Source organism: Kitasatospora hibisci (assembly GCF_043950205.1).
In the GTDB taxonomy this organism is placed as follows: Bacteria; Actinomycetota; Actinomycetes; order Streptomycetales; family Streptomycetaceae; genus Kitasatospora; species Kitasatospora hibisci.
This window is the reverse complement of record NZ_CP171642.1, coordinates 112226-136373: the sequence shown is the minus strand read 5'-3', so window position 1 is coordinate 136373 and position 24148 is coordinate 112226. Positions and strand designations below refer to the sequence as shown.

Sequence of the window (24148 nt, the reverse complement as noted above, 5' to 3'; positions counted from 1 at the left end):
TGCGTCGCGGCGGGGCCGGTGGGCGTGGACGGCCGATGCGACCGGGATCCCCGACGGAGCCGGGCTCAGGCGCTGCGCGCCGGGCCGAGGATCAGCGGCTCGGCCGTGCCGGCGATCAGTTCCCGGACTGCGGTGTCGGCCGGGGTACCGGCGGCCGTGGTGATCACGGCGGTGGGCCGCACGGCCCGGGCGACGGCTTCCGGGGCGGCTTCGGTACGGACCCGGAGCAGCCGGACGGCCCGCGGTTCGGTGTCGGCGAGCTGCTCGAAGGCGTCCGTGTCGACGGCGTCGGAGCGGAACGACTCCGGGTAGGCACAGAGATCGACCGTCAACCAGCCGTCCTCGTAGTGCCGTTCGGCCCAGCCGTCGGTCGGCAGGAGGTACCAGGCGCCGTCGACCTCGTGGGAGAGCTGGCCGAGCAGCGCGACCGCGCGTTCGGCCGGCGGCCCGTCGTGCTCGACGACGACGGCGACCACGACCGACGCCGGGTCCGCCGGGTTCAATCCGCCGACCAGTCGTATCTCCGCCATCCCCGACGCCCCCACTCCGACGCGACCACCGTGACCGTCGCGACCGTCGCGACCCCCCCAAGTGGATCACATGCACACCCGGGAGCGGCTCGGCGCGCCGGGTGCGGCCGGTCCGCCGCACCGCCGCGTCCTGGAGTCGGCCGCGGGGCCGAAGTGCGCGCCGGAGACCGGGTCGAGCAGGGAGGACAGCTTGGCCAGGGCGGTGGGCAGGACCCGGTAGTAGACCCAGGTGCCGCGCCGCTCGGAGCCGACCAGACCGGCTTCGCGCAGCACCTTCAGGTGGTGGGAGATGGTCGGCTGGGAGACGTCGAAGGGGCCGGTCAGGTCGCAGACGCAGGCCTCGCCGCCCTCGTGCGAGGCGATCAACGACAGCAGCCGCAGCCGCACCGGGTCCGACAGCGCCTTGAACATCTTCGCCAGGTCGGCGGCGGCCTCCTCGCCCAGCGGCCCGCGGACCATCGGCGAGCAGCACGCCACCGCGTCGTCACGGCCGAGCACCGGCGACTCCAGATTCGACATGCGTCTATGTTGACAGCCATCTAATCCAGGAGGCAAGCTCGCTGTATCGACAGATGTCGAAACAAGACCTCGGATCGGAGAGACCACCATGTCCCGCGTTCAGCTCGCCCTGCGCGTCGCCGACCTCGAAGGCTCCATCGCCTTCTACTCCAAGCTCTTCAACACCGAGCCGGCCAAGCGCCGCCCCGGCTACGCCAACTTCGCCGTCACCGAGCCCCCGCTCAAGCTCGTCCTGATCGAGGGCGAGGCCGGTGAGGACACCCGCCTGGACCACCTCGGCGTCGAGGTCGACTCCACCGAGCAGGTCACCGCGGCCACCGTCCGCCTGAAGGACGCCGGCCTGGCCACCTTCGAGGAGAACGACACCTCCTGCTGCTACGCACTCCAGGACAAGGTGTGGGTGACCGCCCCGGGCCGGGAGCCGTGGGAGGTGTACGTGGTCAAGGCCGACGCCGACACCCTCGGCAAGAGCACCGCCGCGCCGGACGCCTGCTGCGGCACCACCGCCTGCTGCACCCCCGACGAGCAGGCCCTCGACCCCGCCCGGAGCCCGGCCGAAGCGAAGGCCGACGCCGGTTGCGCGTGCGGCAGCTGACGCCGCTCCAGCCGGGGCCGGAGCGCGCACCGACGGGATTCCTTCCCGTCGCAGGACCGGGGGATCGGTGCCGGGAGTCCGCCGGCGCCGCCCCGCCCGGCGCAGGTGCCGCCGGATTCTCGGCTGCGCCGACGGGTGTGGCGGGTCAGCGGGTCAGCGGGTGATCGAGATCGCGAAGGGCGTGAATCCGCTGGTGCGGATCACGTGGGGCACGAACAGGATCGCGGCCTCCGTGGCGCGGGCGGTTTCGATCCCGCCGAGGTCGGTGGTCCATTCGTGGTGCCAGCCGAGGTCGGTGAGGAGTTCGCGGACGGTCTGCTTGGCCTGCGGGTCGTCGCCGGAGAGGAAGGCGGTGGGCGTCTGGGCGAGTGCGGCCGGGGCGGTCATCACCGGGAAGAGCATGGTGTTGAGGGTCTTGACGACGCGCGTTTCGGGGAGTGCCTCCTGGAGTCGCTCGGCGAGGCTTGAGCCGGGGTAGAGCAGGTCGGCGGGCAGTCCGTCCGGTCCGTCGGTGGTGGCGTTGGAGACGTCGACGAGGATGGTGTCGCGCAGTTCCTCGCGCAGGGCGGCGAGCCGTTCCAGGGAGCCGGCTCCCGGGGTGGCGTTGATGACGATCCGGGCGCTGCGGGCGGCGTCGGCGGCGGCGCCCGGGGTGCGGTCCGCGACGGTCACCTCGTGTCCTGCGCGGGCGAGGGCGGTGGCCAGACTGCCGCCGACGCGGCCGTTTCCGAGAATGGCGATCGTGGTCATGATGATCCGGTCCTTCCGTGTGTACGGGTTGTGGTGTCGGTCAGCGTGAGAGGGTGGCGACGGCCTGGGTGTGGATGCCGGGCGCGGCGGCCAGGAAGCTCTCGCTCTGCGGGGTCCAGGGGCGGCCCTCGGCGTCGGAGATCCGTCCGCCGGCCTCGGTGACGAGCAGGGCGCCGGGCAGCAGGTCCGCGCGGGCGCCGGCGAACTGCCAGAAGGCGTCGATCCGGCCGGCGGCCACGTTCAGCAGGTGCAGGGTGGCGGGCACGGCGGTGCGGACGACGAGCGCGTCGAAGAGCATGGCGGTGATCGAGGAGCCGACGCGCCGCACGACGTTCCCGTCCTCGTCCGGCCGGGCCTGGCTGGTGGCCACGATGCCCAGGCCGAGGTCCGCGGTCTGGGAGACGTGCAGCGGCCGGCCGTCGAGGTGGGCGCCCGCGCCGGCGAGCGCGGTGTAGGTCTCGCCGGTCAGCGGCAGGTGGACCGCGGTGAGCACCGGCCGGTTGTCGCGCACGAGGGTGGCGGTCACCGCCCATTCGGGCAGGGCGTGCAGGTGGTTGACGTTGCCTTCGGCCGGATCCACGACCCACCACTCGCCGGGCGGCAGCGCCCCGCCGTCCAGTTCCTCCTCCACCCAGCCGGCCTCCGGGCGCAGGCCGGTGAGGCGGGGGCGCAGGATGTCGAGAGCCGTGTCGTCGTTGGCGGCGAGCGCGCGCATCAGCTCGTCGCGGCTCCGGTAGGGGACCACCTCGCCGAAACGCGCGCGCAGCGCCGAACCGGCCTCACGCACGGCGGCCGCGGTCCGGTCGAGCAGCTCGGCGTCGGAGACGGTGACAGTGGCCTCAGTGGTCTGAAGCGTTTCGGACACGGTGAACTCCCTTGTGAGAAAGAGGTGATGGGGGCTGTTCGGGCCGACCGTGCGCTCTGTTCGGCGCTCTGGTCTCGAAGGTATACAGCCCCTTGATTAACTTCAAATGCATGTAAAGCACGGCTAGGATTACTCACATGCAATTGGATTTGAACCTGCTGGCCGCGCTCGACGCGCTGCTGGAGGAGGGCAGCGTGGCCGGGGCGGCCGCACGCCTGCACGTCACCGCCCCCGCGATGAGTCGGAGCCTGGGCCGGATCCGGCGCACGACCGGGGACCAGATCCTCGTGCGCACCGGCCGCACCATGACCCCGACGCCCTATGCGATCGCCGTCCGGGAACACGTCCACGAGCTGCTGCACCAGGTCCAGGGGGTGCTGGCACCGAGCCGTGAACTCGATCCGGCAACGCTGGAGCGCACCTTCACACTGCGCTGGCACGACTCCCTGGTCGCCCTGAGCGGCCCCGCGCTACTCGCGGCCGTGCGTGAAGAGGCGCCGGGCGTGCGACTGCGCTTCGTCGCGGAATCGAGCACCGACACCCCCGAACTGCGGCGCGGCGAGGTCGATCTGGAGGCGAACGCCAACCGCCCGGGCGCACCCGACATCCGCGCCGAGCAGGTGGGCGAGACCCGCCTCGTCATCGTCGTGAGGCAGGGACACCCCCTCACCCGCGCCCGGACCGTCACCGCACGGCAGTACGCCGCCGCCGAACACGTCACCGTCTCGCGACGCGGCAACCTCGGCAACGCCCTCGACGACGCCCTCACGCCGCTCGGCCTCACCCGCCGCGTGGTGGCCACCGCGCCCACCGAAGCGGCCGCGCTGGAGTTCGCGCGCGGCACCGACCTCCTGATCACCGTCCCCGAAGCCACCACCCGCACCGCGGCCGCCGGCCTCGGCCTGGTCGTGCTCCCCCTCCCACTCGAACTGCCCCCGGCACCGGTATTCCTGTCGTGGCACCAGCGCTACGACACCGACCACGCCCACGCCTGGCTGCGCGCACTGGCACGAACCGCACTGGCCACCTGCGGAGCGTCGTAGCCGGCGCCGTCGGCCGCATCACCACCCGCAGGTCCGCGCCCGGCCGACCGGACGAACACCGCATCGCCACCGGAAGGCGGGGCACCGGTCTCCCCACCACCCGTGACACGCCCTGGAAGAGGTTCCGGGCGGTCCAGCACGCTGGCGCGGCACCATGGAACCGGCGGGCGGGGCGGAGCGCCGCCGGCCCGCGGGGCCGTGCCCCCGCAGCCGGATTCCGGACTGCGTCAAGCCCCCTTCCCCCGGCCGCTGCGAAGGAATTGGCCGGTTCGCCGTTTTCCGGAGGGTGTCGTGGTGGATGATCGCAGCGTGAGTGCGACATGGTGGGACGACCGGCGCGATGCCCGACTGACGGAGCTGGCGGCGTTGCTGGCGTTTTACGGCGCGGATCCGCTGGACGATCCGGGAACGGGTGAACTCGCCCACACCGCGGTGGCCTTGGCCGGGGAGTACCAGGCCAGTGACCGGGGCCACGCAGTCCACCGCGCGGGCGATCTGCTGCGGGAAGCGGCCATCGCCCTCCATGCCGCGGACCGTCTGCGCGGCACCGCGGTCGCGGTGGTCAACCATCACCTTCGCTGCGCCGCGTTCGCGTTGGAGCAAGCCCGGGGCCTCTTCCTGGAGGAGGCCGGCCGGCGCTCCCTGTCCGGGCAGGCTCCAGCCGCCGGAGGGCGACCGACGAAGGGCCCGGGCCCGTCGGCGACCCGGGAGGGACGCTTCGGCGTCGGGTGACGCTGCTCTGATCCCAGGCCGTCCGCGACTCACGCGGAGCGCGTCGCGATAAGCGAGGAGGTCGGTCGGGTCGCCGTGTGAACACCCCATCCGAACGAGCAGCGTGCCCGCGCGAGCGAGCAGGTCCCGTTCCTTAGCCGCTCGGCCATCGGCTGAACCGACTTGTGCCGCCCATCCAGCATCAACCCGCGCAGATAGCAATCCCTCTGCCGGCGCTGGTCCTTAAGCGCGAGCGATGCGAAGACCTCGGCCACGAAGTCACCGAGGTTCCCACGAAGCTTCTCCACCTCAGCAAGATCCACAGGCCGCAGCATCCACCGCCACGACCACCAAGATCAAATGAATCTAACGAAGTATCACTACGGGCCCAGATGGACGTAGCTGGCCCAATGCAACGGTGAGCTGTGGTCGGGATTGCGGCGGAGTCTGTGGATGGCGTGGTGAAGCGCATGGGCGCTACCACTCGCACTGTCGTCTGCCTCCAGGGCCCGGTAGAAGTCGCGGGCGACATTCGGCGCCGGACCGTCGTCGAGGGCCCAGAGAGTGCCGACGACATGCTGGTAGCCGGCGAGCTGGAAGGCCGCGGCGAGATGCATCGCCTCGTCGGCGAGTCGGCTGTTGCCGAGGGCGGTGTGGCAGGCGGACAGGAAGGCGAGCTCCGCTCCCGAGAGGTCCTGCTCGGCGATGTCGGTGACGGGTAGCGGCTCGTCGTACAGGGCGAGATGGCTGTTGCCAGGGTCGCTCGGCGAGAGTACGCCGTGGCAGGCGAAATGCACCCAGGGATGGGAGGGCAGGGCGGACAGGACCGCCGGAAGGACCGCCTCTTCGTCGACTCGGCAAGTGTGCCGATCGCCGAAGATCTCGGCCAGCACGGCCAGTTCGGTGCTCACTCCCGGCAGGTCGCTCTGCGGCCGGGTGCCACCGTCGCCGGGTGTCTGCCGTCCGACTCCGATGCCGAGCAGGCGCGGTCGCCGAGTCGAAGGCCGCGACCTGGCTCGGATCAGGGAGCTCAGGGTCGGCGTGTACGAGGAGACGACCAGGTCGATGACGCGCGGGCCGTCCTTGGACCCGGCGGCGTGCAGGGGCAGGTGGGTCAGCGGACCGGTGGGGCACCACCAGAGCCGGGGCGGTGTCTGCCCCGGCTGGTCCAGCCCGAGCGCGGCCAGCACGGGTCGGGTGATCTTCTCCCAGAGCCAACTCAGCGTGTCGCCGACCCCGCGCGCCAGCTTGACCTTCTCGACGGGGCCGAGTTCGGGCCTGGGCTGCGACAGCTCCCCGACGGCGGTGAGGAACTCGGCGGCGCGGCGATCGACTTCGGACGCACTGACGCCGGGCAGCGGGACCAACGTCACCGGCGGGTCGCCGGGGGCGGACCGGAGGATCAGGGCATCACAGCGGTGGGCGCTGATGTTGATGACGGCGACCGGCCCGTCGTCCGCAGCCCGGCACAGCTCGTTGAAGGTCGGCGGTTCGAGGAAGCGGGCGAACTCGGGGATCCGGCGGATCCGGGCCAGGACGGCGTCGAACTCCTTGCTGAGCTGCCAGGGCTGCGCGCCCCGCCCGGAGCTTGGGACAGGTGCGCCGTCGGTACCCGGTCGGCCGATCTCCAGCGCGGCACAGACCGCGTCGAACTCCTCCGCCAGCGCCCGATGCCTGTCCCGCAGTTCGGTCCGGTCGGTACGGGTCTGCAGCAACTGCGACCAGATCACCGAGCGGCCCTGCTCCAGCAGCCGGACGGCGCCCGGCAGGTCGCCGACCGCTATCGCGGCCGCGGCGGCGTCACTGGCCAGCAGCGGGACCTGTGCGATCTGTGCGAGGCGCGAGTCCCGGGAGAGACCGCGGTCCGCCAGCCGGGGCAGCAGGTCCTCGACCGCCGTCCGGTAGCCTGCGAGGGCCTCCGCAGCGTCACCTCGTACCATGGCCAGACCGCCCCAGCGGGAGGCGGAGAACAGCCGGGTCCTGGTCGTGGCGGTCTCGGTCTCGGCGGACTGCCGGAATGCGTGCCCGGCCTCGTACACGTCCTCGGGACCGCCGCCGGCCTCGAACCGCTGCACGAGCGAGTAGGCGAGTTCCGAGCGGGCGTGGGCGATGTTCGGGTCGCCGTGGCGGGTGTCCAGGTCCTCGACCGTCCGGCGGAGGATGGCGACCGAGGCATCGAGGTCCCCGGGGGCACCCCGATCGCGCAGTGCGGCGGCGAGTTTGAGCCGCATGACGGGGAAGTCGGTGTGGCTGGGCGGGGTTTCGGTCGTCGCCGATCGGAGTGCGTCGATCGCCGCGTCGAGGTCCGCCTCCTGTCTGCGGACGTCGTAGCGCGTGTTCAGTGCGGCGGCGAGGTGGGTCCGGGCGCGGCCTGCCTCCGCGCTGTCCGGCGATGAGTCCACGGCGTGGCGTGCGGCCGACACGGCGTCGTCGATGTCCTGGGGCTCGCGCAGGACGACGAACCGGGCGAGCAGGGCGGCGCTGAGGTTGGTCTGCGCCGTGAAGTAGACGGAACCGTCGCGATCGGTGAGGGCGATGGCCTGCCTCGCGAGGGAGAGCGAGGCGTCCAGGTCCTCCATGTTGCCTTGGTTCTCGAACCGGATCCGCAGCATGAAGGCGAGACCGCCCAGCCGCTCGGCACGGGCGGGGTCGTCCTCGCGGGTGGTGTCGAGGGCGGCGGCCGCAGCAGCCACCGCCTCGGTCAGTTCGCCCGGTTCGGAGGAGTAACGGCTCTGCCAGAACCGTGCGGCGGCCAGGGCACCCAGGGCGGCGGCGTCGCCGGGAAGGGAGTCGACCGCCTCACGGGCGATCCGCAGCGCCGCCTCCAGGTCGTCGACGTCTCCCACGCGGACGAACCGCTCGACCAGACCGGTGGCGAGACCCGGGAGAGTGGCTGGGTCGGTCGGTTCGTCATCCACCCCGCCGGGCTCCAGCGCGCCGGCTCCGCTCGCGGCCTGGGCGTGCATCAGCGTCAGCACACGGACATTGTGGTGCAGTGCCGCACGCTGCGGATGCTCGGGCGGTGCGATCCGCTCGGCCGCGGCCGTGGTGTGCAGGGCGGCTTCGATGTCCTCGGCGTCCTTGGTGGCGGCGTACCGCGCGAGCAGCATGTTGCCGAGACTCCCCATGACGTCCGGGAGCATCGGGTAGTCGGCCGGTGCGAGCCTGATGTCCTCGGCAGTCGCGTCGATCGCCTCGTCCAGGTACTTCCGGATCCGGGTGACACGGAAACGCTGCCACAGGGAGGACCCCAGGAGGAACCACCATCCGGGCTCCGGGGAGCCCTCGCTCACCATCGCCCGCCGGGCGTCGATCGCCACGTCCAGGCGCCGGATGTCGTGGGTGCGGTCGAACCGTTCCGTTTCGACTAGCGCGAGTTCGTACCACATGCGCGGCCGCATCGGATGGCCGACGGCGGCCGTCACGGCTCGGCTCATTTCGTGGGCGGCCAGGTCCAGGTACCTGGGCAGGCCGGGAGTCTCGTCGGCCAGCCGCTTCCAAGCGCCGCCGAGGTCGAAGGTAATCGCCGGCCGCTGTTCCTCGGGCGCGGTCTGAACCGCGTCCTGGAGCAGAGTGACGGCCGTGCCGAGCACCCCGAGGCCCCCGGCCCGGCTGTGGTCATGGAGCAGGACAAGGGCCATGAGATATGGGAGCTCGTACATCGGTGACCGAGCCGGCGGGTCGGCGGCAAAGGCGCTGGCCAGAGGCTCCGGTATGAGCGCCGGGTCGATGGAGTGCACCACGGCAAACACGGACACCCATGCCAGGTGGTCGTGTTCGGACCGGTCGTCACCCAGTGCCTCCAGGCGTGCCTGGAGCAGAACACCGACCAGGTGCGCGGCATGGAGGTGAGTCTCCGGCACGGGCACGGCGTACAGCCCCTCGGCGACAAGGCCGATCAGGGATGCAGCCGTGCACAACGACGTGGGGTCCAGGGCGATCTGCGGATCGCGGCTGTCGATCCACTGCGTGACCTGATCGTGAAGGCGAATGAAGCTCTCTGCCTGACTCCCCGACGGCGTGACACTGCCGTCGTCCTCGAATGCTTCCACCGGTTCCTCCGCCCCCTGCTAACGTCGGCCGTGTTCACGTTAGCCTGGCGCTGCCAGGCCGAGCGGCGAATCTCAAGATCGGCGCTACGGCAATAACATCGGGAGTTTACTTGGGGGTTGACGCTGCGGCAGCACTGAAGTATGTGTGTCTGCATCTTGGCGAGGTCCAGCAGGTCCTGGCCGATGACGGTGTCGATCAATCGACGCCACTCGGGCGGCTGTTGGCCGCCTGCGGCTCCGGCCATGTGGCGGCGGAGGGCCTCGATCTCACCGGACTGCTGGCCGAAGTGGACGCCGCTCTCAGGGAGATGACCGACGGCTTGGTGGGCCTCCACGGCTTCGGCACGGGCCGCGGAGGGGATTGGAGCGGGTTGGAACCGATGGAGATCGTCTATCGGTGTCCGCTGCGCCGGTGCACCGGCCGGCCCGGCGGCGAGGTGGCCGAGGCGCGTCCGGTCTGCTCGATCAGCCGCCGGGAACTCGTCCGGGAACGGCTCCTCTGAGGTGGGTGGGCTCTGGAGCGAACTCGGCAAGAAGCTTGCCGAACGGTGGTTGTCCGTACTGGTGCTGCCCGGAGTGCTCTACCTCGCCGTTGCCGCGGCTGCCCACACGCTCGGCCAGCGCCACGCCCTGGACGCCGCCAGGCTCGTACGGGAGGTCGATGCGGTCGCCGCCCGCCCCGCCGTGACCGGCATCGGCGGGCAGATCGTGTTCGTGGGGGCGATCGTGCTCGCTGCTGCCGTAGCTGGAACCGTCGCCGAGGCGGCGGGTTCACTCGTCGAACGACTGGTCATAGCCGCGGGTTGGCGGACCTGGCCGGCCCCGTTTTCAGCCCTCGCCGGCTGGTGGACAGAGCGCCGACGGCGTTCGTGGGACGACGCGCACAGCGCGTACCACGAGGGGTGGACGGGTGCCATGGCTCCCGAAGCCGAGGACCGTCCCGACCCTGCGGTGTGGCGCGCCGCCGCTCGCCGGCGGAGCCGGATCGCACTCGAACGACCCGAGCGCCCTACCTGGAGTGGCGACCGCATCCAGGCCGCCGCAGTGCGGTTGGACCGTGATCACAAACTGGATCTCGCCGTCGTGTGGCCCCACCTGGAAGTCGTCCTCCCCGAGGCCATGGGCAACCGGATCGCCGACGCACGCGCTGCGCTGGCCCGCGCCACGGTTCTCGCCGGCTGGGCCCTGCTGTACGCGCCGCTCGTCCTGTGGTGGTGGCCTGCCGCCCCGCTGGCCCTTGTGCTGGCCGGCGTCGCCCGGCACCGCACCCGTAGCTGCGTCGACAGTTATGCTCGCCTGCTTGAGGTCGCCGCCCGCCTCCATGTCTGTGCGTTGGCCGCGCAGCTAGGGTTCAGCCACACCGAGCCCCTCTCCGAAGGCCTTGGTGCCCGCCTGACCCACCATCTCCGGACCGGGCTCCTACCACCTCCCGAAGCTCCGATGCGGGACGGCGAGGGGTCGACCCGGGCGATCCCCGCAGCCAGGTCGGATGGATGAGCGTTGCCTGAGCTTGACTCTGCCGGGGATCTTGGACGATGGGGGTCAGGTGCCGAGGGTTCGCCAGGACCTCGGCCGGGCGATGTCGTTCTCGTCCAGGTAGGTCTCGATGGCGGGACTTCCTCGGTGGCTGGCCGGCCGCTGAGTTGTTCGATGTTCACGGCGACGGCTGTGACTGCGTGTTGCAGGTGAGCTTTCGGCTGGCCTCGGTAGCGGCAGTGGCGATGCCGTGTCCGTTGGCGAACTCGTTGATGGCGCCTTTGATGCCGGAGCGGACCGCGTAGCGGGCCTTTCAGTCGGGTGTCTACTGTTCGGTACGGGCACGGATTGGCAGGTCGCGGAGTTCTCGCGGAGGAATGCCCATGTTCCGGGCGTCGCTGGAGCTCGTTCACCGGGGGCGGTCGGGACACGGCTGGCACTGGCTCTTGGCGAACCGTGCCACGATCAGGGGTACCGCGGTGGGTGAGAAACCGGTGTCCCGGGTGCTCGCGGGCGACGCCACCCGGCACCACCGCCTGCGCGCAGGGGTCCCACCCTGTGACTCCGGGACATCTCGGTTCTGGAGTGCGACGCTGTGACACAGAAGCCCATCGGAGGCGGCATCAGTGGTGGAGAGGCGGCCGGGGGCAGTCTCGGATTGATAGTGAGAGCCCTGGCGTGCGCCGCCTCGGTACTACTGCCGGCCGTGGTGGCGGCCGGGCCCGGCTCACGCCGCCACACCGTCGCCTGTCGTCTTCGCCCCGCACGTCGACTATCCCAGCGGTAACGGCTGCCCGGAAGACGTGACGGTGGGGGACTTCAACGGCGACGGGAACCCCCTCACCCGGAAGGGCACCCGGTCCGGACCAGGCCTCTGCGCCGACGGCTCCGGCGAACGGTGACGGCGTGCCGTGCCCGGGCGGCGGTGCGTGGACGAGCGCTCCGCGGGGTGCGCGCCGAGTGGGCGCGGGCGGGTCAGGAGAGCCAGTCCGTGTAGCGGGTGGGGGCGAGGCGGGCGTTCTTGTTGGTGAGGACGTCTCCTCTGACGACGGCGAACATGCCGGCGGTGGGGTCGGTGACGACGGTGCGGTGGTCGCCCTTGCGGGACAGGGTGATCCGGCCCAGCTCGTCCAGGGGGAAGATCTCGGGGCCGGCGATGTTGCGAATGCCACCCAACGGGGCACCCGCGGCGACTTCCGCCACCGCGTCGGCCACGTCACGGGAGGCGATCGGCTGGATCGGCGTGGCGGGCAGCCGGACGGTGTCGTCGTCGGCGGTCCAGGACAGGACGGCCTCCATGAACTCCATGAACTGCGTCGCCCGGACGATCGAGTAGGGGATCGGCCCGGCCGCGAGGATGTTCTCCTGGAGCACCTTGGCGCGGTAGTAGTCCAGCTCCGGCACCTGGTCCGCGCCGACGATCGACAGGATGACGAAGTGGCCGACGCCGCCCTTGCGGGCTGCGGCCAGGAGGGAGTCCATCGAGGTCTGGAAGAAGGCGAGGGAGGCCTCGTCGAAGGTCGGGGAGTTCGTCAGGTTGACGACGACGTCGGCCCCCGCCACCGCCTCGTCCAGTCCCTGGCCGCTGATGACGTCGACTCCGGTGGCCTGCGAGTGCGGTACCGCCTCGTGCCCGGCGGCGTTCAGCTTCTTGACGACCTGCGATCCGATCAGCCCGGTACCGCCGATGACTGCGAATTTCATGACGCTCCTTCCGTCGGGATCATGTCCGTAATATGGCATATGACCCCCCCTGTGAGTGCGCCACGCACCCGAGCCGAACGGGCTGATCGCCGCGGGCGTGGAGCCGCCCGCAGCGGCTTGCCTGCGGCCCCGTGCGGGCGGGGTCCCGATGGGGTCCCGGTGCGGCCGTGGAGCCGTGCGTCCGGCACCGGCATCGGCGCGCCGGGCCGCACGCCGCGCGCCTGGTGTGGTGGAGTTCGCCGGGCAGGACGTGCAGCGGCCCGGGGAGGCGGCCCGGGCCGCCCGCCGGCGCCCGGCCGGGGGTGGTCGCCCCCCGAGCCGCTGCCCGTCATGGCTGGCTCAGGCGTTCAGGGTGGTGATGTTCCACCAGCGCTCGTCGCCGAGGTCGAGGGTGACGGGTGCCGGCGCGCCCGTGGTGCGGTGCAGCAGCGCGTCGTACCTGCGGGCGGGCAGCGGGCGGGTGGTCCAGGGCAGACCGCCGTGGCCGTCGTCGGGGACGGCGGGGACGGTCAGCTCCGGGGCGCTCGCCAGGTCGGCCTGGGTGACCCCGTCCGGCACCTGCTGCAGGGTGATGATCTGCTCGAAGTGCGGGCGCTGGACCAGGCGGTGGGTCAGGTGCGCCTCCTCGCCCTTCCCGAACAGCAGGTAGGTGAGGTGTGCCGGGAACGGCTCGTCGCTGAAGCGGCGGAAGTTCAGCACCTGACGGATCCGCGCGGTGAAGCCGCCCGAGATGGGCTCCCAGATCCGGTCCTCGCCGTTGCCGGTCTGGGTGACCCGGTCCAGCCGGGCCGGGTACTCGGTCACCGAACCGTCGCCGATCGGCGGCAGCACCATGTTCTCGGTGTTGCGCACCGCGTGCCAGCTCCCGGGGCGGTCGGCACGGTCCTTGAGGTAGATGTCGACGATGTCGGTGGGCAGGTCGTACTCCACCAGCACCTGGTAGCGGTGCTCGGCCATGCCGAACATGGCCAGGTGGTGCCCGAAGACGGTGTCCTTGCCGGCGAGGATGAAGGAGTGGACCGAGGGGTCCTCGTGCTCGTGGCGAATCGTCATGTCGTTTCCTTCCGTGGTGATTTCTGCGGGGGCTGAGAGGCGGTGCGGCGGCGTCGCCAGAACGGCCGCTCGCTCCAGCGGCGCTCGGCGGCGTACACCGCGTGGTGGTTGCGCCGGTAGGCGGCCAGGACCGCGGCCACCCCGGCGTGGTGGGCGTCCAGCGCGCCCGGGTCGCCACCGAGGTGGGCGTGGACGGCGGCCGCCCCGGTCGTCCCGGTGTGCAGGGCGGTGAGGATGCCCTGCGAGGAGACCGGGTCGAAGGCCGCGACGGCGTCCCCGACGGCGGTCCAGCCCGGGCCGCTCGACCGGTCGAGGTGGGCGGAGTGGGCGGGCGCCCGGCGGGGGCGGCCCGGGCCGGCCGGCGGGTGGGCGGCGGCGCGGGCGGCGATGTGCCCGGTGGTGCCCAGCAGCCGCAGGAAGCCGTCCCGGGTGCGCAGTTCGGGTGGTGCGAGGTCGGCGTCGGTGAAGTACGCGACCAGGCGCCGGCCGCTCGGCAGCAGCGCGGTGTACCACCAGCCGTCCTCGGCGGCCTCCACCAGTGAGGAGCTCTCGCCGGGCCGGCCGCGCGGGTCGGGGTCGAGCTCCAGGCAGGTGGCGAGCAGCCGGTCGGCCGGGCGTCCTTGCGGCGGGCCGGCCGTGGCCGACCCGTGGCCGGCCCGGGCGTCGGCGGCCCGGCAGGCGGAGACCACCGCCCGGCGGCGGCCGGTGGCGTCCACCAGCCAGTCGCATCGGACGGTGTGTCCGCCCGCCGGTCCGCGCAGGGCGACCAGCCAGCCGCCGTCCGGGTGGCGGGCGGCCGGGCGGACCGTGGTCCGGGCGGCGCTCTCGGCGCCGGACGCGGCGGCGGCCTCGCGCAGCCGCCGGTCGAAGCGCGCGCGGTCCAGATGCCAGCCCGGCCCGTTGGGGTCACGGATGAAGTCCGTGCCGTGCAGGGCGGCCGATCCCCAGGAGGACAGGTTGGCGTAGCAGGCCAGGTGGCCGGTGGCGAGTGGGAGTTCACCGGCGCCCAGGTCGCGCAGCAGCACCTGGGCCACCGAGGGCAGGGCCTCGCCGACCTTGGGCGGCCCGGTGCCGGCGTCGGCGAGCAGGACCCGCCGCCCGGCCCGGGCCAGGGTGAGCGCGGCGGCGGACCCGGCCGGGCCGCCGCCCGCGACCACCACGTCGTAGCGGCCGTTCCCGCCAGTGCGGCGGGCCGTCATCAGGCGTCGTCGCGGTAGCGCGCGACCTTGTCGATGTAGCCGGCCGTGACCTGTGCGGCGGTGTAGCCGCTGACCGCGATCGCCTGCTCGATGGCGGCCGTGGCGAGCGCCGGGTCGGCGGCCTGCGGGACGTGCAGGGTGACCAGGTTCTGGGTGTGCGGCACGCCCGCCAGGTCGATGGACGGCGTGGACTCCACCTGGAGCCGCTCGGGGAAGCCGGGCGCGCCTTCGCGGACCTCGACGATCCCGAGCCGGAACCAGTCGTCGATCATCTGGTTGAGCTGCTCGTTGTTCTGCCCGCGCAGGCCGCGCAGCCACACCGCCCGCCGCTCGAACGCCTCCTCGCGCTCGGCGGGCGGCCGGCCCTGGTCCACGACGATCCGGTAGTCGTCCTCGGTGAGTACGTGGTTGGGCACCCGGGCGGGCCAGAAGCTCGGCAGGTAGGGGTCGTGCCGGGGGTTGAGGGCCAGCTCGTAGCCGGAGCGGCAGCTGGCGGTGTCGGCCTGCCAGGGAACCGCCATCCACCGGGTGAGCGCGCCCGGGAGCTGGGCGTACAGCGGCCCGTTCACCGACAGCGCCTCCTCCGGGGTGAGCACCGTGCCGTACGAGGGCTCGGGCTGGTCGGGGGAGCGGTGGCGGATCCGGAACGGCGCCATGTACATCGTGGCATGCCGGATCGGCCAGGTGACCTCGCAGCCCGGGTGGAAGGCGTCGGCGAGGCAGAAGTCGAGTGCCGCGCGGTCCAGGGCGTCCGGCCGCTCGCCGAGCGGCAGGTCGTCGAGCTCGCACGGCGGCGGCACGGAGCCCAGGGTGTCCCAGTCGTCCTCGAACTCGCCCTGCGCCCACAGCTGGAACATCTTGTACTGGGTGGGGGAGAGCGCCATGTGCTGGAGCTCGGTGCGCGGCGGCACGGTCATGCCGTCCCCGTACAGCCACGGCCAGGGGACCGGCGAGGTGCCGTCGGTGGCGAAGTCCCGCAGCGCGTCGAAGACCACCTGGCGCAGCGGGCGGCGGGCCAGGCCGGCGTCGCTGAGCCGGGCGAGCAGCTCGGGGGTGAAGGAGTGGCCCACGCCGCCGTGGCCGAAGTGGGCGGCGAAGCCCTGGTTCACCCACTGGTGCTCGTCGAAGCGGCGCAGCACCGGGGCGATGTCCCGGGTGAAGGAGACCCGCTCCGGGAACGGCAGCGAGCCGTTGCCGACGAACACGTCGAACAGCAGGTCGTAGAGGGTGCGGATGCCCTTGAGCGCCGGCGCGTAGTTCGGCGGGGCGACCACCACCCAGGCGGGGTCGACCGGGATCTCGCGGCCCCCGAGGGTGACGGTCGCGGTGACCGGGCCGTCGCCGGTGTCGTCGTGCCAGCCATCGTTGTTGGCGAAGGTGTTGACGGGCCGGCCGTCGTAGGAGGCGGACGCGCCGAAGCCGCCGAGGACCAGCAGGCGGCCGTCCTCGTCGGTGCGCAGCTCGCCGAGGTAGACCTCCTTGCTCATGAACGTGCCGTTGCGGAACTGGTAGTCCGGGCCGACCGTGCGGCGCCCGGTGATGGACAGCGGACCCGCGTCGATGACCAGGTCCTTGCGGCGGTCCCCGGTGATGTCCGCGTTGCGCAGTGCAGACGGCCTGGCGAGCGCCGCGTCCGGGATGTCCAGGGCGAGCTGGAACTGGTACCAGGCGGCCTTCTGGTTCGCCAGGTGCGCCGTCCAGTGGATGTCGGCGTTGTCGGCGGTGAGTTCGGCGACCGCCTCGCCCCGGGCGTTGTAGCCGTAGATCCGGAACCGGGCCGCCTCGCGCTTGATCGCGCCAGCGGCGTCCTTGTAGTAGCCGGGCTCCTGGGGGTGCGGGTCGGGGACCTCGGGCGCGAGGTAGTACTCCTCGGGGGAGTTGCCGACCCGGGCGAACCCGATGGCGGGATGGATGGCTGCGCGGACGATTTCGTCGGACATCTGGCCTGCCTCCAGCGATGGCGATGGCATGGACCCCGTCCCTCCGGGGAGGGGGACGGTTCGTCGGCGAAACGCTAGGGCAGGCGGGCGTGCTCCGATCGGACGGACACGATCAATCACTCGCGAGGGCGAATTCTGATGATGGGCGACTTGTCGTACTTCTGTGGGGGTGGTGCTCCGCGCGGCGGTGCCCCGCAGGTCGGCGCCCGCCCGTGGGCTCGATGCGGCCGCCTCCCCGTGCGGGGTGTACGGCCGGATGCCGGGCGGTGTGACCGGCAACCCCGGCTCCGCCCGGAGGGCGGGGGGCGGAGGGCCGTCGAGTCGCAGCCTTCTCGGTCGGCCGACCGTCGCCGGTCCTCCGGCCCGCACCCGGTGTCGTGGTAGGGGCAGCCGCAGGACGGATGCGCCCGCTGGCCGGGCTGTGCCACGAGGGTGACCGTCCGTAACGTCGGCGACATGAAATCCACCTACTTGGCAGGCAGGCTGCGGGCCGTGCTTCGCCGGCTGAACGTCGTGACGGTCCTGGCCGTCCTGGCCGCGGCGACCGTGACGGCGGGAGCCGCCTCGGCGGACACGGCGCACCGAGGTGATCGCGGACGGCTGGTGTCCGTCCAGCGGCTGACCACCCTGGCCGCGAAGGAGGACGTCGCCGCGGCACTGGCCGCCGCGAGGTACGACGCGAGTACGGTCCGGTTCGGAGTGGACGCCTACCGGCTGGTGTACCGAACCGTGGACCCCGGCGGCCGGCCGATCGCCGCCAGCGGACTGCTGGTGCTGCCCCGCGGCGGCGGACGCGAGTTACGGACGGTGTCATTCACGCACGGCACGGTCAGCTACCGGTCCGACGCCCCGTCCTCCATGACCCGGGCCGGGTTCGTGTCCTCGCCCGCCATCACGTACGCGTCCGCAGGGTTTGCCGCCGTCGCCCCGGACTACCTCGGTCTGGGCGCCGGTCCGGGACTTCATCCCTGGATGGATGTGCCGTCGGAGACGACCGCCTCCCTGGACATGCTCCGGGCCTCCCGCGCCTTCGTTCCGCGCACGGGCCGGGCACTGGGACACGACGTGCTGGTCACCGGGTTCTCCCAGGGCGCCTCCGCGGCGATGGGACTCGCACGGGCACTCCAGGCCGGCGACGACCGGTGGTTCCGACTCGAAGCCGTCGCGCCGGTCAGCGGAGCCTACGACTTCCGGCACGCCGAGCTGCCGGCGCTGCTCGACGGCGCCCTCGACCCGAAGTCGAGCGTGCTGTACTCGGCCTACCTCCTCGTCGCCTGGAACCGGCTGCACCATCTGTACGACTCCCCGGACGAGGTCTTCCGGGCGCCCTACAGCAGCACGATCGAGGCGCTGTTCGACGGGTCGCACACCGGCCCGCAGCTCTTCGCCGGCACGCCCGACACCATCGACGCGCTGCTCACCCCGTACGGCTTCGAGATGCTGCGTCACCCGACCGGCCGCCTGGCCGAGGCGCTCGGGGTGGCCGACGGCACCTGCGACTGGGCGCCACGCGTCCCGGTCCGCCTGTACGTGGCCGGCGCTGACGAGCAGGCCGCCAACGCCAACACCGACCGCTGCCGGGCCACGCTGCGATCGCGCGGCGTGGACGCGGCGGTCGTCGACCTCGGCATCCCGGACTTCGCGGGCTCCAGGCACCTCGGCTCCAACGTCGCCGGAACGGCGGCCGTCGTGCGCTGGTTCAGCCACCTGCGCTGAGAGTCCGCCGGACCGTCCCCGCCCGCGGGGGCGGTCCGGCGACCGGCGCGCCGTCCACGACACAGGGGCACGCCCGCCGGGAGTCTCGCGACGCCGTTCCCCGCCGGCGCACCGAAGCGGCCGGCGACTACCTCCCCCCAACCTGCTTACGCGCGGGGAACTGCCGCCGGAGGCGGCCGACGACCGGCTCGCCTTCCCGGGCCGGTTCACCGCCGAGGAGCGCGAGCGGGGTCCCGGGCCCGCGGCGGCGGCGCTCGCGGACTTCCGGAGGGGGCAGCTCGCCGTGCACGTCCCAGCTCGATCCGGCACACCCGCACGAGGGCGACGCACGGGGACAACACGCGGGGACGGAACCCCGGGAGCCGGCGCCGCCCCGCAGGACCGCCGAGGACGAGAGCCGTCGCTGCCGTCCTGGCGCTCGCCCCGTCACACCCCGCCGAGCCAGCTTGTGGCGTCCAGCCGGTAGGCGGTCTCTGCCGGTACGACGGTCCGCAGCGCGGCCTCCATGTCCCGTACTCGGTCTGCGCCCAGAGTCGTGGCCCACTCCGCCCGCAGCTCGTCGAAGATCGCGGCTGAGCGGGCCAGGGCGTCGTAGCCGCGGGGGGTGAGGCGGACGAGCTTTCGGCGGGCGTCGGCGGGGTCGTCGGTGCGCTCGGCGTAGCCGATGGTGAGGAGGCGGTCCACGGTCTTGCCCGCTGCCTGTTTCGAGACGCCGAGTTGGCGCCCGATGTCGCTGGCGGTCGCCCCTTGCGTGCCGATGGCCTGCATGGCGAAGCCGTACGCGGGGCGCAGGTCGGGGTGTCCCTCGGCGGCGAGGCGGGCGTGGAGCCGATCGATCAGGGTGCGGAATCCGGCGAACAGGAGGAGCGGCAGCTCGTATCCCGGCTCGTGCCCCTTGCCATCATCGACAACCTGGTTTACGTTCTCTCTGTCGATATGGTCAACCATGTTGTCTATCGTAGTCCACTCTGGCCCACCTTGCCTGGAGCTCCCTTGTCCAACGATCTGGCCGCCCGCACCGCCAACGCCGTCGCCCTCCTGAAAGACTCCCCGCACACGCTGGACGGCTTCCTGAAGCTCAGCGAGATCTTCGAGTCCACGACCCTGGATGCGCACTCGCGCGAGACCGTCATCCTGACCGTCGCCGCCCGCAACCAGTGCCACCTGTGCGTGGACATGCACGAGGAGAAGCTCACCTCCTTGGGTCCGGCCTCGAACCCGGAGCGCCTGGAGGCCGTGCGGCAGTTCACCCTCCAGGTCCTCGCCGGCTCGGGGGCGGTGAGCGACGAGGAGCTGGCGCGGTTCCAGGGGTTCGGCTACACGCGCCAGAACGCCCTGGAGGTGGTTCTGGGCATCGGTACGTACACCGTGTCGACGTTCGCGAACCGGCTCACACGGGCCGCTTGATGCAGGCAAACCGTCTGGCGCGCGAGGCCCGCGGGGCCGGCGACGTCCTGACGGCGCCGTTGCAGGCGGCGAGCCGCAGGTCCTTCAGTCGCCGCGGGCCCTGCCGGTTCGGCAGGGCCCGCGGTGCAGAGAGCCGAGTGCGGGCATCCACGGGATGCCGGGGATCTCGCCGAGGGTGGACTCGCGCTCGATGGCGCCGTCGTCGAGACGCTGCTCAGAGGGGGCCGTGACGGCGTCGCAGGTGCGGGCCGGCGGCGCCACCCGACGGGCCTCCGGACGCCGGACCGGGGGCCTGCGCGAGTGGAAGCTCGACGGCGCAGCGGCTTCGGAGCAACTGGTCGCAGGGGCTCGCAGGGGCTCGCCGAGGGCCCACGGCCCGGTGTCCGGCGGAGGCTGGATGAGGGGTCCGCCCGGTCCGCGTTCACAACAGGGGATACCAACCTCGCGCTTTCACGAGCGGCGCTGTCCGAGGCTTGATCAAGAGAACGAGGAGTGCCACTGACCTGGGACGATGGGACTTGTCTAGGGTCCTGATCATCCTCAAGAGAGCTGCACTCCTCAGGTGAACAAGCGTAGTGGGTTGTATCCGCGTGTCCGTGTCCGGGGCGACGGTGAGGGGGCGGTCTCACAGGCCGGCGGGGTTCTGCTGGTGGAGACCGCCCGCCGGATCGGCCTGGACACCGCGTTGTCGGCGGCGCTGGAGCCGTGGCGCAAGCCCCGGGCGGTACACGATCCCGGCAAGGTCCTGCTCGACCTCGCCCTGGCCGTCGCACTCGGCGGGGACTGCCTGTCCGACATCGGCGTGCTGCGGGCCGAGCCTGCCGTGTTCGGCCCGGTGGCCTCGGATCCGACGGTGTCCCGGCTGGTCGACGCCCTTGCCGCCGCCGGTCCCCGCGCGCTCGCGGCCGTCCGGCGGGCACGGTCCGAAGTCCGGCAACGGGTATGGAAGTTGGCCGGTCAGGCCGCGCCGGACACCGGCAGCGAGGTGATCGTGGACATCGACGGAGTGCTGGTTCTGGCGCACTCCGAGAAGGAGCACGCGGCTGCGACCTGGAAGAAGACCTTCGGCCACCACCCGCTGTTCGCGTTCGTCGACCACGGCTGTGAAGGGTCCGGCGAGCCGGTCGCGGGCCTGCTGCGGCCGGGGAACGCGGGCAGCAACACCGCAGCCGACCACATCGCCGCCACCCGCCTGGCTCTGGCCCAGTTGCCGAAGAAGCACCGACGCGGACGGCGGACCCTCATCCGCACCGACTCCGGCGGCGGCACCCACGAATTCCTCAACTGGCTCACCGCACGCGGCCGATGGCTGTCCTACTCCATCGGGATGACCATTACGGAAGCGATCCACCAGGCCGTGCTGCTGGTTCCCGCCTCTGCCTGGACGGCGGCCGTCGAGCCGGACGGGAAGATCCGCGACGGCGCCTGGGTCGCCGAACTCGCCGGCGACGTCCTCAAGGGCTGGCCGAAGGGCATGCGGCTGATCGTCCGCAAAGAACGCCCGCACCCCGGCGCCCAGTTGCGCTTCACCGACGCCGACGGCATGCGGCTGACCTGCTTCGCCACCAACACCACCCACACCCCGATCGCCGTCCTGGAACTGCGGCACCGACGGCGCGCCCGGGCCGAGGACCGCATCCGCGCCGCCCGCGACACCGGCCTGCGCAACCTGCCTCTGCACGACGCCGCCCAGAACCAGGTCTGGCTGGAGATCGTTCAGATCGCCCTGGACCTGCTCGCCTGGATGCCCATGCTCGCCCTGACCGGCGACACCCGACGCTGGGAGCCCAAGCGCCTGCGGCTTCGCCTGTTCTCCGCCGCCGCCCAGCTCGTCGCCACCGGCCGCCGCCGCTGGCTCCGCCTCGCCCGCCACTGGCCCTGGACCGACGTGATCACCACCGCGTTCGACCGCCTCCAAGCTCTGCCGCAGCCGGGCTGACCAGCGACAACGCCTCTGTCCCAGCGAGAACCACACCCCCGGAGTCGTGGAACCCGGCGCCCACCCGACGCGACAGTCGGGCCACCGCCCTGCCCATCACCAGCCCGAGAAGCCGAAACGGCCCGGCGGATGAACCGACGGACCGTCACGAAAGATCGAGGCCAAGAGGCGCTGGAAACCTCATCGATCGCGGCTTGATCCTCTGTCACGTCCCTTGCGATGAACGCCGGGTTTCTCGTCTGAGGATCCGGACCGTGAAGGTACCAGGCGCGGTGAAACTTGCTGATCTCGCCGAGATGGTTGGCGGACACACTTCCGATGTCCCTGTTCGGGACGTTGAGCCCCGGCTCCATGAAAATGTTCACGGCGACCTGCCCATTGGGGGTGAACCCCGTCCCCCTGAGGGTGAAGTCTGTGCTCTGCTGGGTCCGTTCCTTCGTGTGGGACAGGGTGAGGTCCAGCGGATTCTTCGCTCGGACTTCGGGATGCACGTCGAACCCCCGCTGCGAGTCCCACACCACTTCGTACTCGCGCCCGGCATCGTCGAGGAAGACACCACGGATCCTCGCCCCTTGGTCTGTCGGGGCGCCGGTCACCGCCTGAATCTCCGGAGGGAGCTCGACACCTTGCTGTTCGAAGAACGAGCTGCCGATTTCGCGTGATTTGCGCGCCAGGACCTCGTCGTCGCGCAGCTGATCGAGCAAGGCCAGAAGTTTCTCGTCCTGCCCGAGCGACAACGGGATATTGTGGATCCTCAGCTCGTTATTGAGGTTTCGAATCTCTTCATTGATGCGGTCGACGCGATGCGCATGCTGGCGGAGATCCCTCTCCAGCTTTCGACGCTGCTCATCCGGAGATAACATTGCCCCGCAGCCCTTCTCTGTCGATGACCTCTGCGACGCGCCCCCGTCATTGGAGACGAGTTGAGCGGCGCCTCCCGTCCTGTTGCATTTCTTGCAACAGCGGGCGCCGGCGGATTCGGCACTCGACCTGTTCTACGCTATGCCCGATACGAGACGTGTGCCAGTCGGTGGTCCCTCCGCCGTTGAGCCCCAGTGGCGGAGGACCGGAAATGGAGGCCCCGCTGGGAAGATTCGCCGAGTGTTCACGTTCCGACGTATGTTCATTCGCCGCGGAACCCCGCTGCTGCCCCAAATCCGCGGCAGGTTCGGATTTGACCGACTGTCCGGCCCTGATCTCCTGGAGATGCCGTGCCTGTGCCCTTCTGCGATGTCTGGTTGGGCGCCCTTGATTCGGCGGTGTAGCTGACGTGGAACAGCCCGCCGATCGGAGTCCTCACCCTGGCGAGCGTCCAGCGCTGCTCCTCCCAGCCATGGGTGAGCGGTCCTCGCTCCAACTCGCTCTCCATCTTGGCGATTGCCCTCTCGCTGAGCCTGGGGCGCCCCGGCGATCCCGTCGACAGGCCCCGGCCTCACCTCGCTCACGCCCATTGGCGGCGCCTTCTCTCCACTGACCGCTCGCTCACCCGCAGCGCGGCGGCGATCTCCCGGCTGTGGCTCTCTGGCGAACCGTCAACGGCGGTCACAGTCCGGGATCCCGCCGTGGTGCGGCGGGATCCCGGTCGCATCGACTGCTCTGGGCCTTATACGAGCTCGACGATCTGCGCGAAACCGATTGCGGGTAGGCGGCGGTCAGCCGATGAGGGGGTTGACGGCCTTGAAGCCGGTGCCGGGCCACATGGCGTACCCGGAGGAGGTGTTCGGTGAGCCGTCGCCGTTGCCGGCCCACAGCAGCAGGCTCCCGTTAGTCAGCTTCCCGGCGATGTCCGCCGTGCCGTCCCCGTTGAAGTCGAGGCGGAGCTTGGCCGGCTGGGACGGCGCCACGTCGTCGACGATGTTGTTGTAGCGCAGGGCGGTGTAGTGGCTGGTGGGCCAGCCTTCGAGGCTGCTGCTGTTGATGCCGGCGCGGGTCGGACCGTGGGCGGGGTTCCTCGGGTTGCTCTCCGCGTAGTAGGTGAAGTCACCGGTGGACTGGTTGGTCCGGCCGGCGAACAGGAAGGTGTGCGCGGCGGTGTAGTCGAGCGCGCCGCCCGGCTTCAGCCTGCCGGCCGGCACGGACCCCGCGGCGAAACGGGCTATGGAGTCGATGACGGAGTTCGACATCGCCGAGCCGCGGTGGGCGCGCACCGGCAGGTAACCGCAGAGGTGACAGGGCCTCAGCCGATCCGGAAGGTGGCCGACACGATCTGGAAGCAGCGGTCGGCCTCATCGGGCCGACCGGTCGGAGCGGAGACCCGGAAGTCGTAGCTGCGGCCCTGCTCGGTCCAGGAGATGTCCTGCACGCTCCGGGCACCGAAGCCGTCCTCCGGGTAGCCGTTCCAGGTCCACAGCCATAGGGCGGCGTCGGCGGTGCCGTGGAAGACCGTGGGCTGGAGGCTCCCGCCGCGGTAGCCGGGGTTGGTCCGTGAGCCGGCGGTGTCCTGCTTCTGAAGTTCGGCCAGCATGCCCTGACCGCTCGGAGTGGTGGGGTGGACGCCGACAAGGCGCTTCGCCTCTCCGGCATGCTGGAGACCATCGACGCCCGCCTGGCCCAGGCCCACGGCGGCGAACTCGGACACCTGGACTTCCTCCAGGTCCTCAAGCCCGCGGGCAGGGCATGGGGAATTACCTGACCGTCGACAGTCCTGGA

Annotated in this window: 21 protein-coding genes and 3 pseudogenes; 9 read left to right on the top strand and 15 right to left on the bottom strand. The window is 71.6% G+C overall.

What is annotated here, in order from left to right; genetic code table 11:
* Positions 1 to 65 precede the first annotated feature (65 nt).
* The gene (locus ACF9IK_RS00590) at positions 66 to 530 is read right to left on the bottom strand and encodes a hypothetical protein (protein WP_395292263.1); all 465 of its coding nucleotides are present in this window, start codon (positions 528 to 530) and stop codon (positions 66 to 68) included.
* Between the two features lie 66 nt (positions 531 to 596).
* Positions 597 to 989 carry an ArsR/SmtB family transcription factor gene (locus ACF9IK_RS00585; RefSeq protein WP_395298427.1) on the bottom strand — a complete coding sequence of 131 codons (393 nt, stop codon included), beginning with the start codon at positions 987 to 989 and terminating at the stop codon, positions 597 to 599.
* Positions 990 to 1137: 148 nt separating this feature from the next.
* Between ACF9IK_RS00585 and ACF9IK_RS00580 the strand changes: the two genes are divergently transcribed.
* Complete coding sequence (locus ACF9IK_RS00580) at positions 1138 to 1644, top strand: ArsI/CadI family heavy metal resistance metalloenzyme (RefSeq protein WP_395292262.1); 507 nt, start codon at positions 1138 to 1140, stop codon at positions 1642 to 1644.
* A 153-nt stretch (positions 1645 to 1797) separates the two neighbouring features.
* On the opposite strand, the gene ACF9IK_RS00575 is transcribed toward ACF9IK_RS00580, so the two are convergent.
* Both ACF9IK_RS00575 and ACF9IK_RS00570 read right to left on the bottom strand, forming a co-directional pair.
* A complete protein-coding gene (locus ACF9IK_RS00575; RefSeq protein ID WP_395292261.1) occupies positions 1798 to 2394 on the bottom strand; it encodes an NADPH-dependent F420 reductase in 597 nt (198 codons plus the stop codon).
* A 40-nt stretch (positions 2395 to 2434) separates the two neighbouring features.
* Positions 2435 to 3259 carry a 3'(2'),5'-bisphosphate nucleotidase CysQ gene (locus ACF9IK_RS00570; RefSeq protein ID WP_395292260.1) on the bottom strand — a complete coding sequence of 275 codons (825 nt, stop codon included), beginning with the start codon at positions 3257 to 3259 and terminating at the stop codon, positions 2435 to 2437.
* 137 nt (positions 3260 to 3396) lie between these two features.
* Here ACF9IK_RS00570 and ACF9IK_RS00565 point away from each other — a divergent pair, with 137 nt between their 5' ends.
* Both ACF9IK_RS00565 and ACF9IK_RS00560 read left to right on the top strand, forming a co-directional pair.
* Positions 3397 to 4302 (top strand): LysR family transcriptional regulator, encoded by a 906-nt coding sequence (locus tag ACF9IK_RS00565; protein WP_395292259.1) that lies wholly within the window; start codon positions 3397 to 3399, stop codon positions 4300 to 4302.
* A gap of 291 nt (positions 4303 to 4593) precedes the next feature.
* Positions 4594 to 5034: a hypothetical protein gene (locus ACF9IK_RS00560; RefSeq protein ID WP_395292258.1), complete on the top strand. Its 441-nt coding sequence runs from the start codon at positions 4594 to 4596 to the stop codon at positions 5032 to 5034.
* Between the two features lie 125 nt (positions 5035 to 5159).
* On the opposite strand, the pseudogene ACF9IK_RS00555 reads toward ACF9IK_RS00560, so the two are convergent.
* Positions 5160 to 5336 (bottom strand): annotated as a pseudogene (locus ACF9IK_RS00555) (transposase); the annotation flags it as partial.
* Positions 5337 to 5393: 57 nt separating this feature from the next.
* On the bottom strand, positions 5394 to 9065 hold the full coding sequence (locus tag ACF9IK_RS00550; protein WP_395292257.1) for a CHAT domain-containing protein: 3672 nt from the start codon (positions 9063 to 9065) through the stop codon (positions 5394 to 5396).
* Between the two features lie 110 nt (positions 9066 to 9175).
* Between ACF9IK_RS00550 and ACF9IK_RS00545 the strand changes: the two genes are divergently transcribed.
* Complete coding sequence (locus tag ACF9IK_RS00545; protein ID WP_395292256.1) at positions 9176 to 9568, top strand: hypothetical protein; 393 nt, start codon at positions 9176 to 9178, stop codon at positions 9566 to 9568.
* Between the two features lies 1 nt (position 9569).
* The gene (locus ACF9IK_RS00540) at positions 9570 to 10562 is read left to right on the top strand and encodes a hypothetical protein (RefSeq protein WP_395292255.1); all 993 of its coding nucleotides are present in this window, start codon (positions 9570 to 9572) and stop codon (positions 10560 to 10562) included.
* 954 nt (positions 10563 to 11516) lie between these two features.
* Here ACF9IK_RS00540 and ACF9IK_RS00535 read toward each other — a convergent pair.
* The 4 genes from ACF9IK_RS00535 to ACF9IK_RS00520 all read right to left on the bottom strand — a co-directional run bounded on the left by ACF9IK_RS00535 (position 11517) and on the right by ACF9IK_RS00520 (position 16437).
* A complete protein-coding gene (locus ACF9IK_RS00535; protein ID WP_395292254.1) occupies positions 11517 to 12245 on the bottom strand; it encodes an SDR family oxidoreductase in 729 nt (242 codons plus the stop codon).
* 339 nt (positions 12246 to 12584) lie between these two features.
* A complete protein-coding gene (locus ACF9IK_RS00530) occupies positions 12585 to 13298 on the bottom strand; it encodes a hypothetical protein (protein WP_395292253.1) in 714 nt (237 codons plus the stop codon).
* Positions 13295 to 14497, bottom strand: a complete 1203-nt coding sequence (locus ACF9IK_RS00525; protein ID WP_395292252.1) for an NAD(P)/FAD-dependent oxidoreductase — start codon at positions 14495 to 14497, stop codon at positions 13295 to 13297. Before ACF9IK_RS00525 ends, ACF9IK_RS00530 begins: the two co-directional genes overlap by 4 nt.
* A complete protein-coding gene (locus tag ACF9IK_RS00520) occupies positions 14497 to 16437 on the bottom strand; it encodes a LodA/GoxA family CTQ-dependent oxidase (protein ID WP_395292251.1) in 1941 nt (646 codons plus the stop codon). The genes ACF9IK_RS00525 and ACF9IK_RS00520 overlap by 1 nt, the downstream gene beginning before the upstream one ends.
* A 456-nt stretch (positions 16438 to 16893) precedes the next feature.
* On the opposite strand from ACF9IK_RS00520, the gene ACF9IK_RS00515 reads away from it, so the two are divergent.
* A complete protein-coding gene (locus ACF9IK_RS00515; protein WP_395292250.1) occupies positions 16894 to 18153 on the top strand; it encodes an alpha/beta hydrolase family protein in 1260 nt (419 codons plus the stop codon).
* 426 nt (positions 18154 to 18579) lie between these two features.
* Here the strand turns inward: ACF9IK_RS00515 and ACF9IK_RS00510 are convergent, their stop codons facing one another.
* Entirely contained in the window at positions 18580 to 19101 is a 522-nt protein-coding gene (locus tag ACF9IK_RS00510; RefSeq protein ID WP_395292249.1) for a MarR family winged helix-turn-helix transcriptional regulator, read from the bottom strand.
* Positions 19102 to 19146: 45 nt separating this feature from the next.
* Here ACF9IK_RS00510 and ACF9IK_RS00505 point away from each other — a divergent pair, with 45 nt between their 5' ends.
* Positions 19147 to 19560, top strand: coding sequence for a carboxymuconolactone decarboxylase family protein (locus ACF9IK_RS00505; RefSeq protein WP_395292248.1), 414 nt, complete (start codon positions 19147 to 19149; stop codon positions 19558 to 19560).
* Between the two features lie 84 nt (positions 19561 to 19644).
* Here ACF9IK_RS00505 and ACF9IK_RS00500 read toward each other — a convergent pair whose 3' ends face one another.
* Positions 19645 to 19821 (bottom strand): hypothetical protein, encoded by a 177-nt coding sequence (locus ACF9IK_RS00500; RefSeq protein ID WP_395292247.1) that lies wholly within the window; start codon positions 19819 to 19821, stop codon positions 19645 to 19647.
* A gap of 301 nt (positions 19822 to 20122) precedes the next feature.
* Here ACF9IK_RS00500 and ACF9IK_RS00495 point away from each other — a divergent pair, with 301 nt between their 5' ends.
* Positions 20123 to 21499, top strand: coding sequence for an IS1380 family transposase (locus ACF9IK_RS00495; protein WP_395292246.1), 1377 nt, complete (start codon positions 20123 to 20125; stop codon positions 21497 to 21499).
* A gap of 1252 nt (positions 21500 to 22751) precedes the next feature.
* Here ACF9IK_RS00495 and ACF9IK_RS37010 read toward each other — a convergent pair.
* The 3 genes and pseudogenes from ACF9IK_RS37010 to ACF9IK_RS00485 form a co-directional block, all read right to left on the bottom strand.
* Positions 22752 to 23012: pseudogene (locus tag ACF9IK_RS37010) on the bottom strand (IS630 family transposase); the annotation flags it as partial.
* Positions 23013 to 23151: 139 nt separating this feature from the next.
* Positions 23152 to 23622, bottom strand: a complete 471-nt coding sequence (locus tag ACF9IK_RS00490) for a hypothetical protein (protein WP_395292245.1) — start codon at positions 23620 to 23622, stop codon at positions 23152 to 23154.
* A gap of 53 nt (positions 23623 to 23675) precedes the next feature.
* Entirely contained in the window at positions 23676 to 23963 is a 288-nt protein-coding gene (locus tag ACF9IK_RS00485; RefSeq protein ID WP_395292244.1) for a hypothetical protein, read from the bottom strand.
* Between the two features lie 57 nt (positions 23964 to 24020).
* On the opposite strand from ACF9IK_RS00485, the pseudogene ACF9IK_RS37005 reads away from it, so the two are divergent.
* Positions 24021 to 24098 (top strand): annotated as a pseudogene (locus ACF9IK_RS37005) (ATP-binding protein); the annotation flags it as partial.
* Positions 24099 to 24148: the final 50 nt, after the last annotated feature.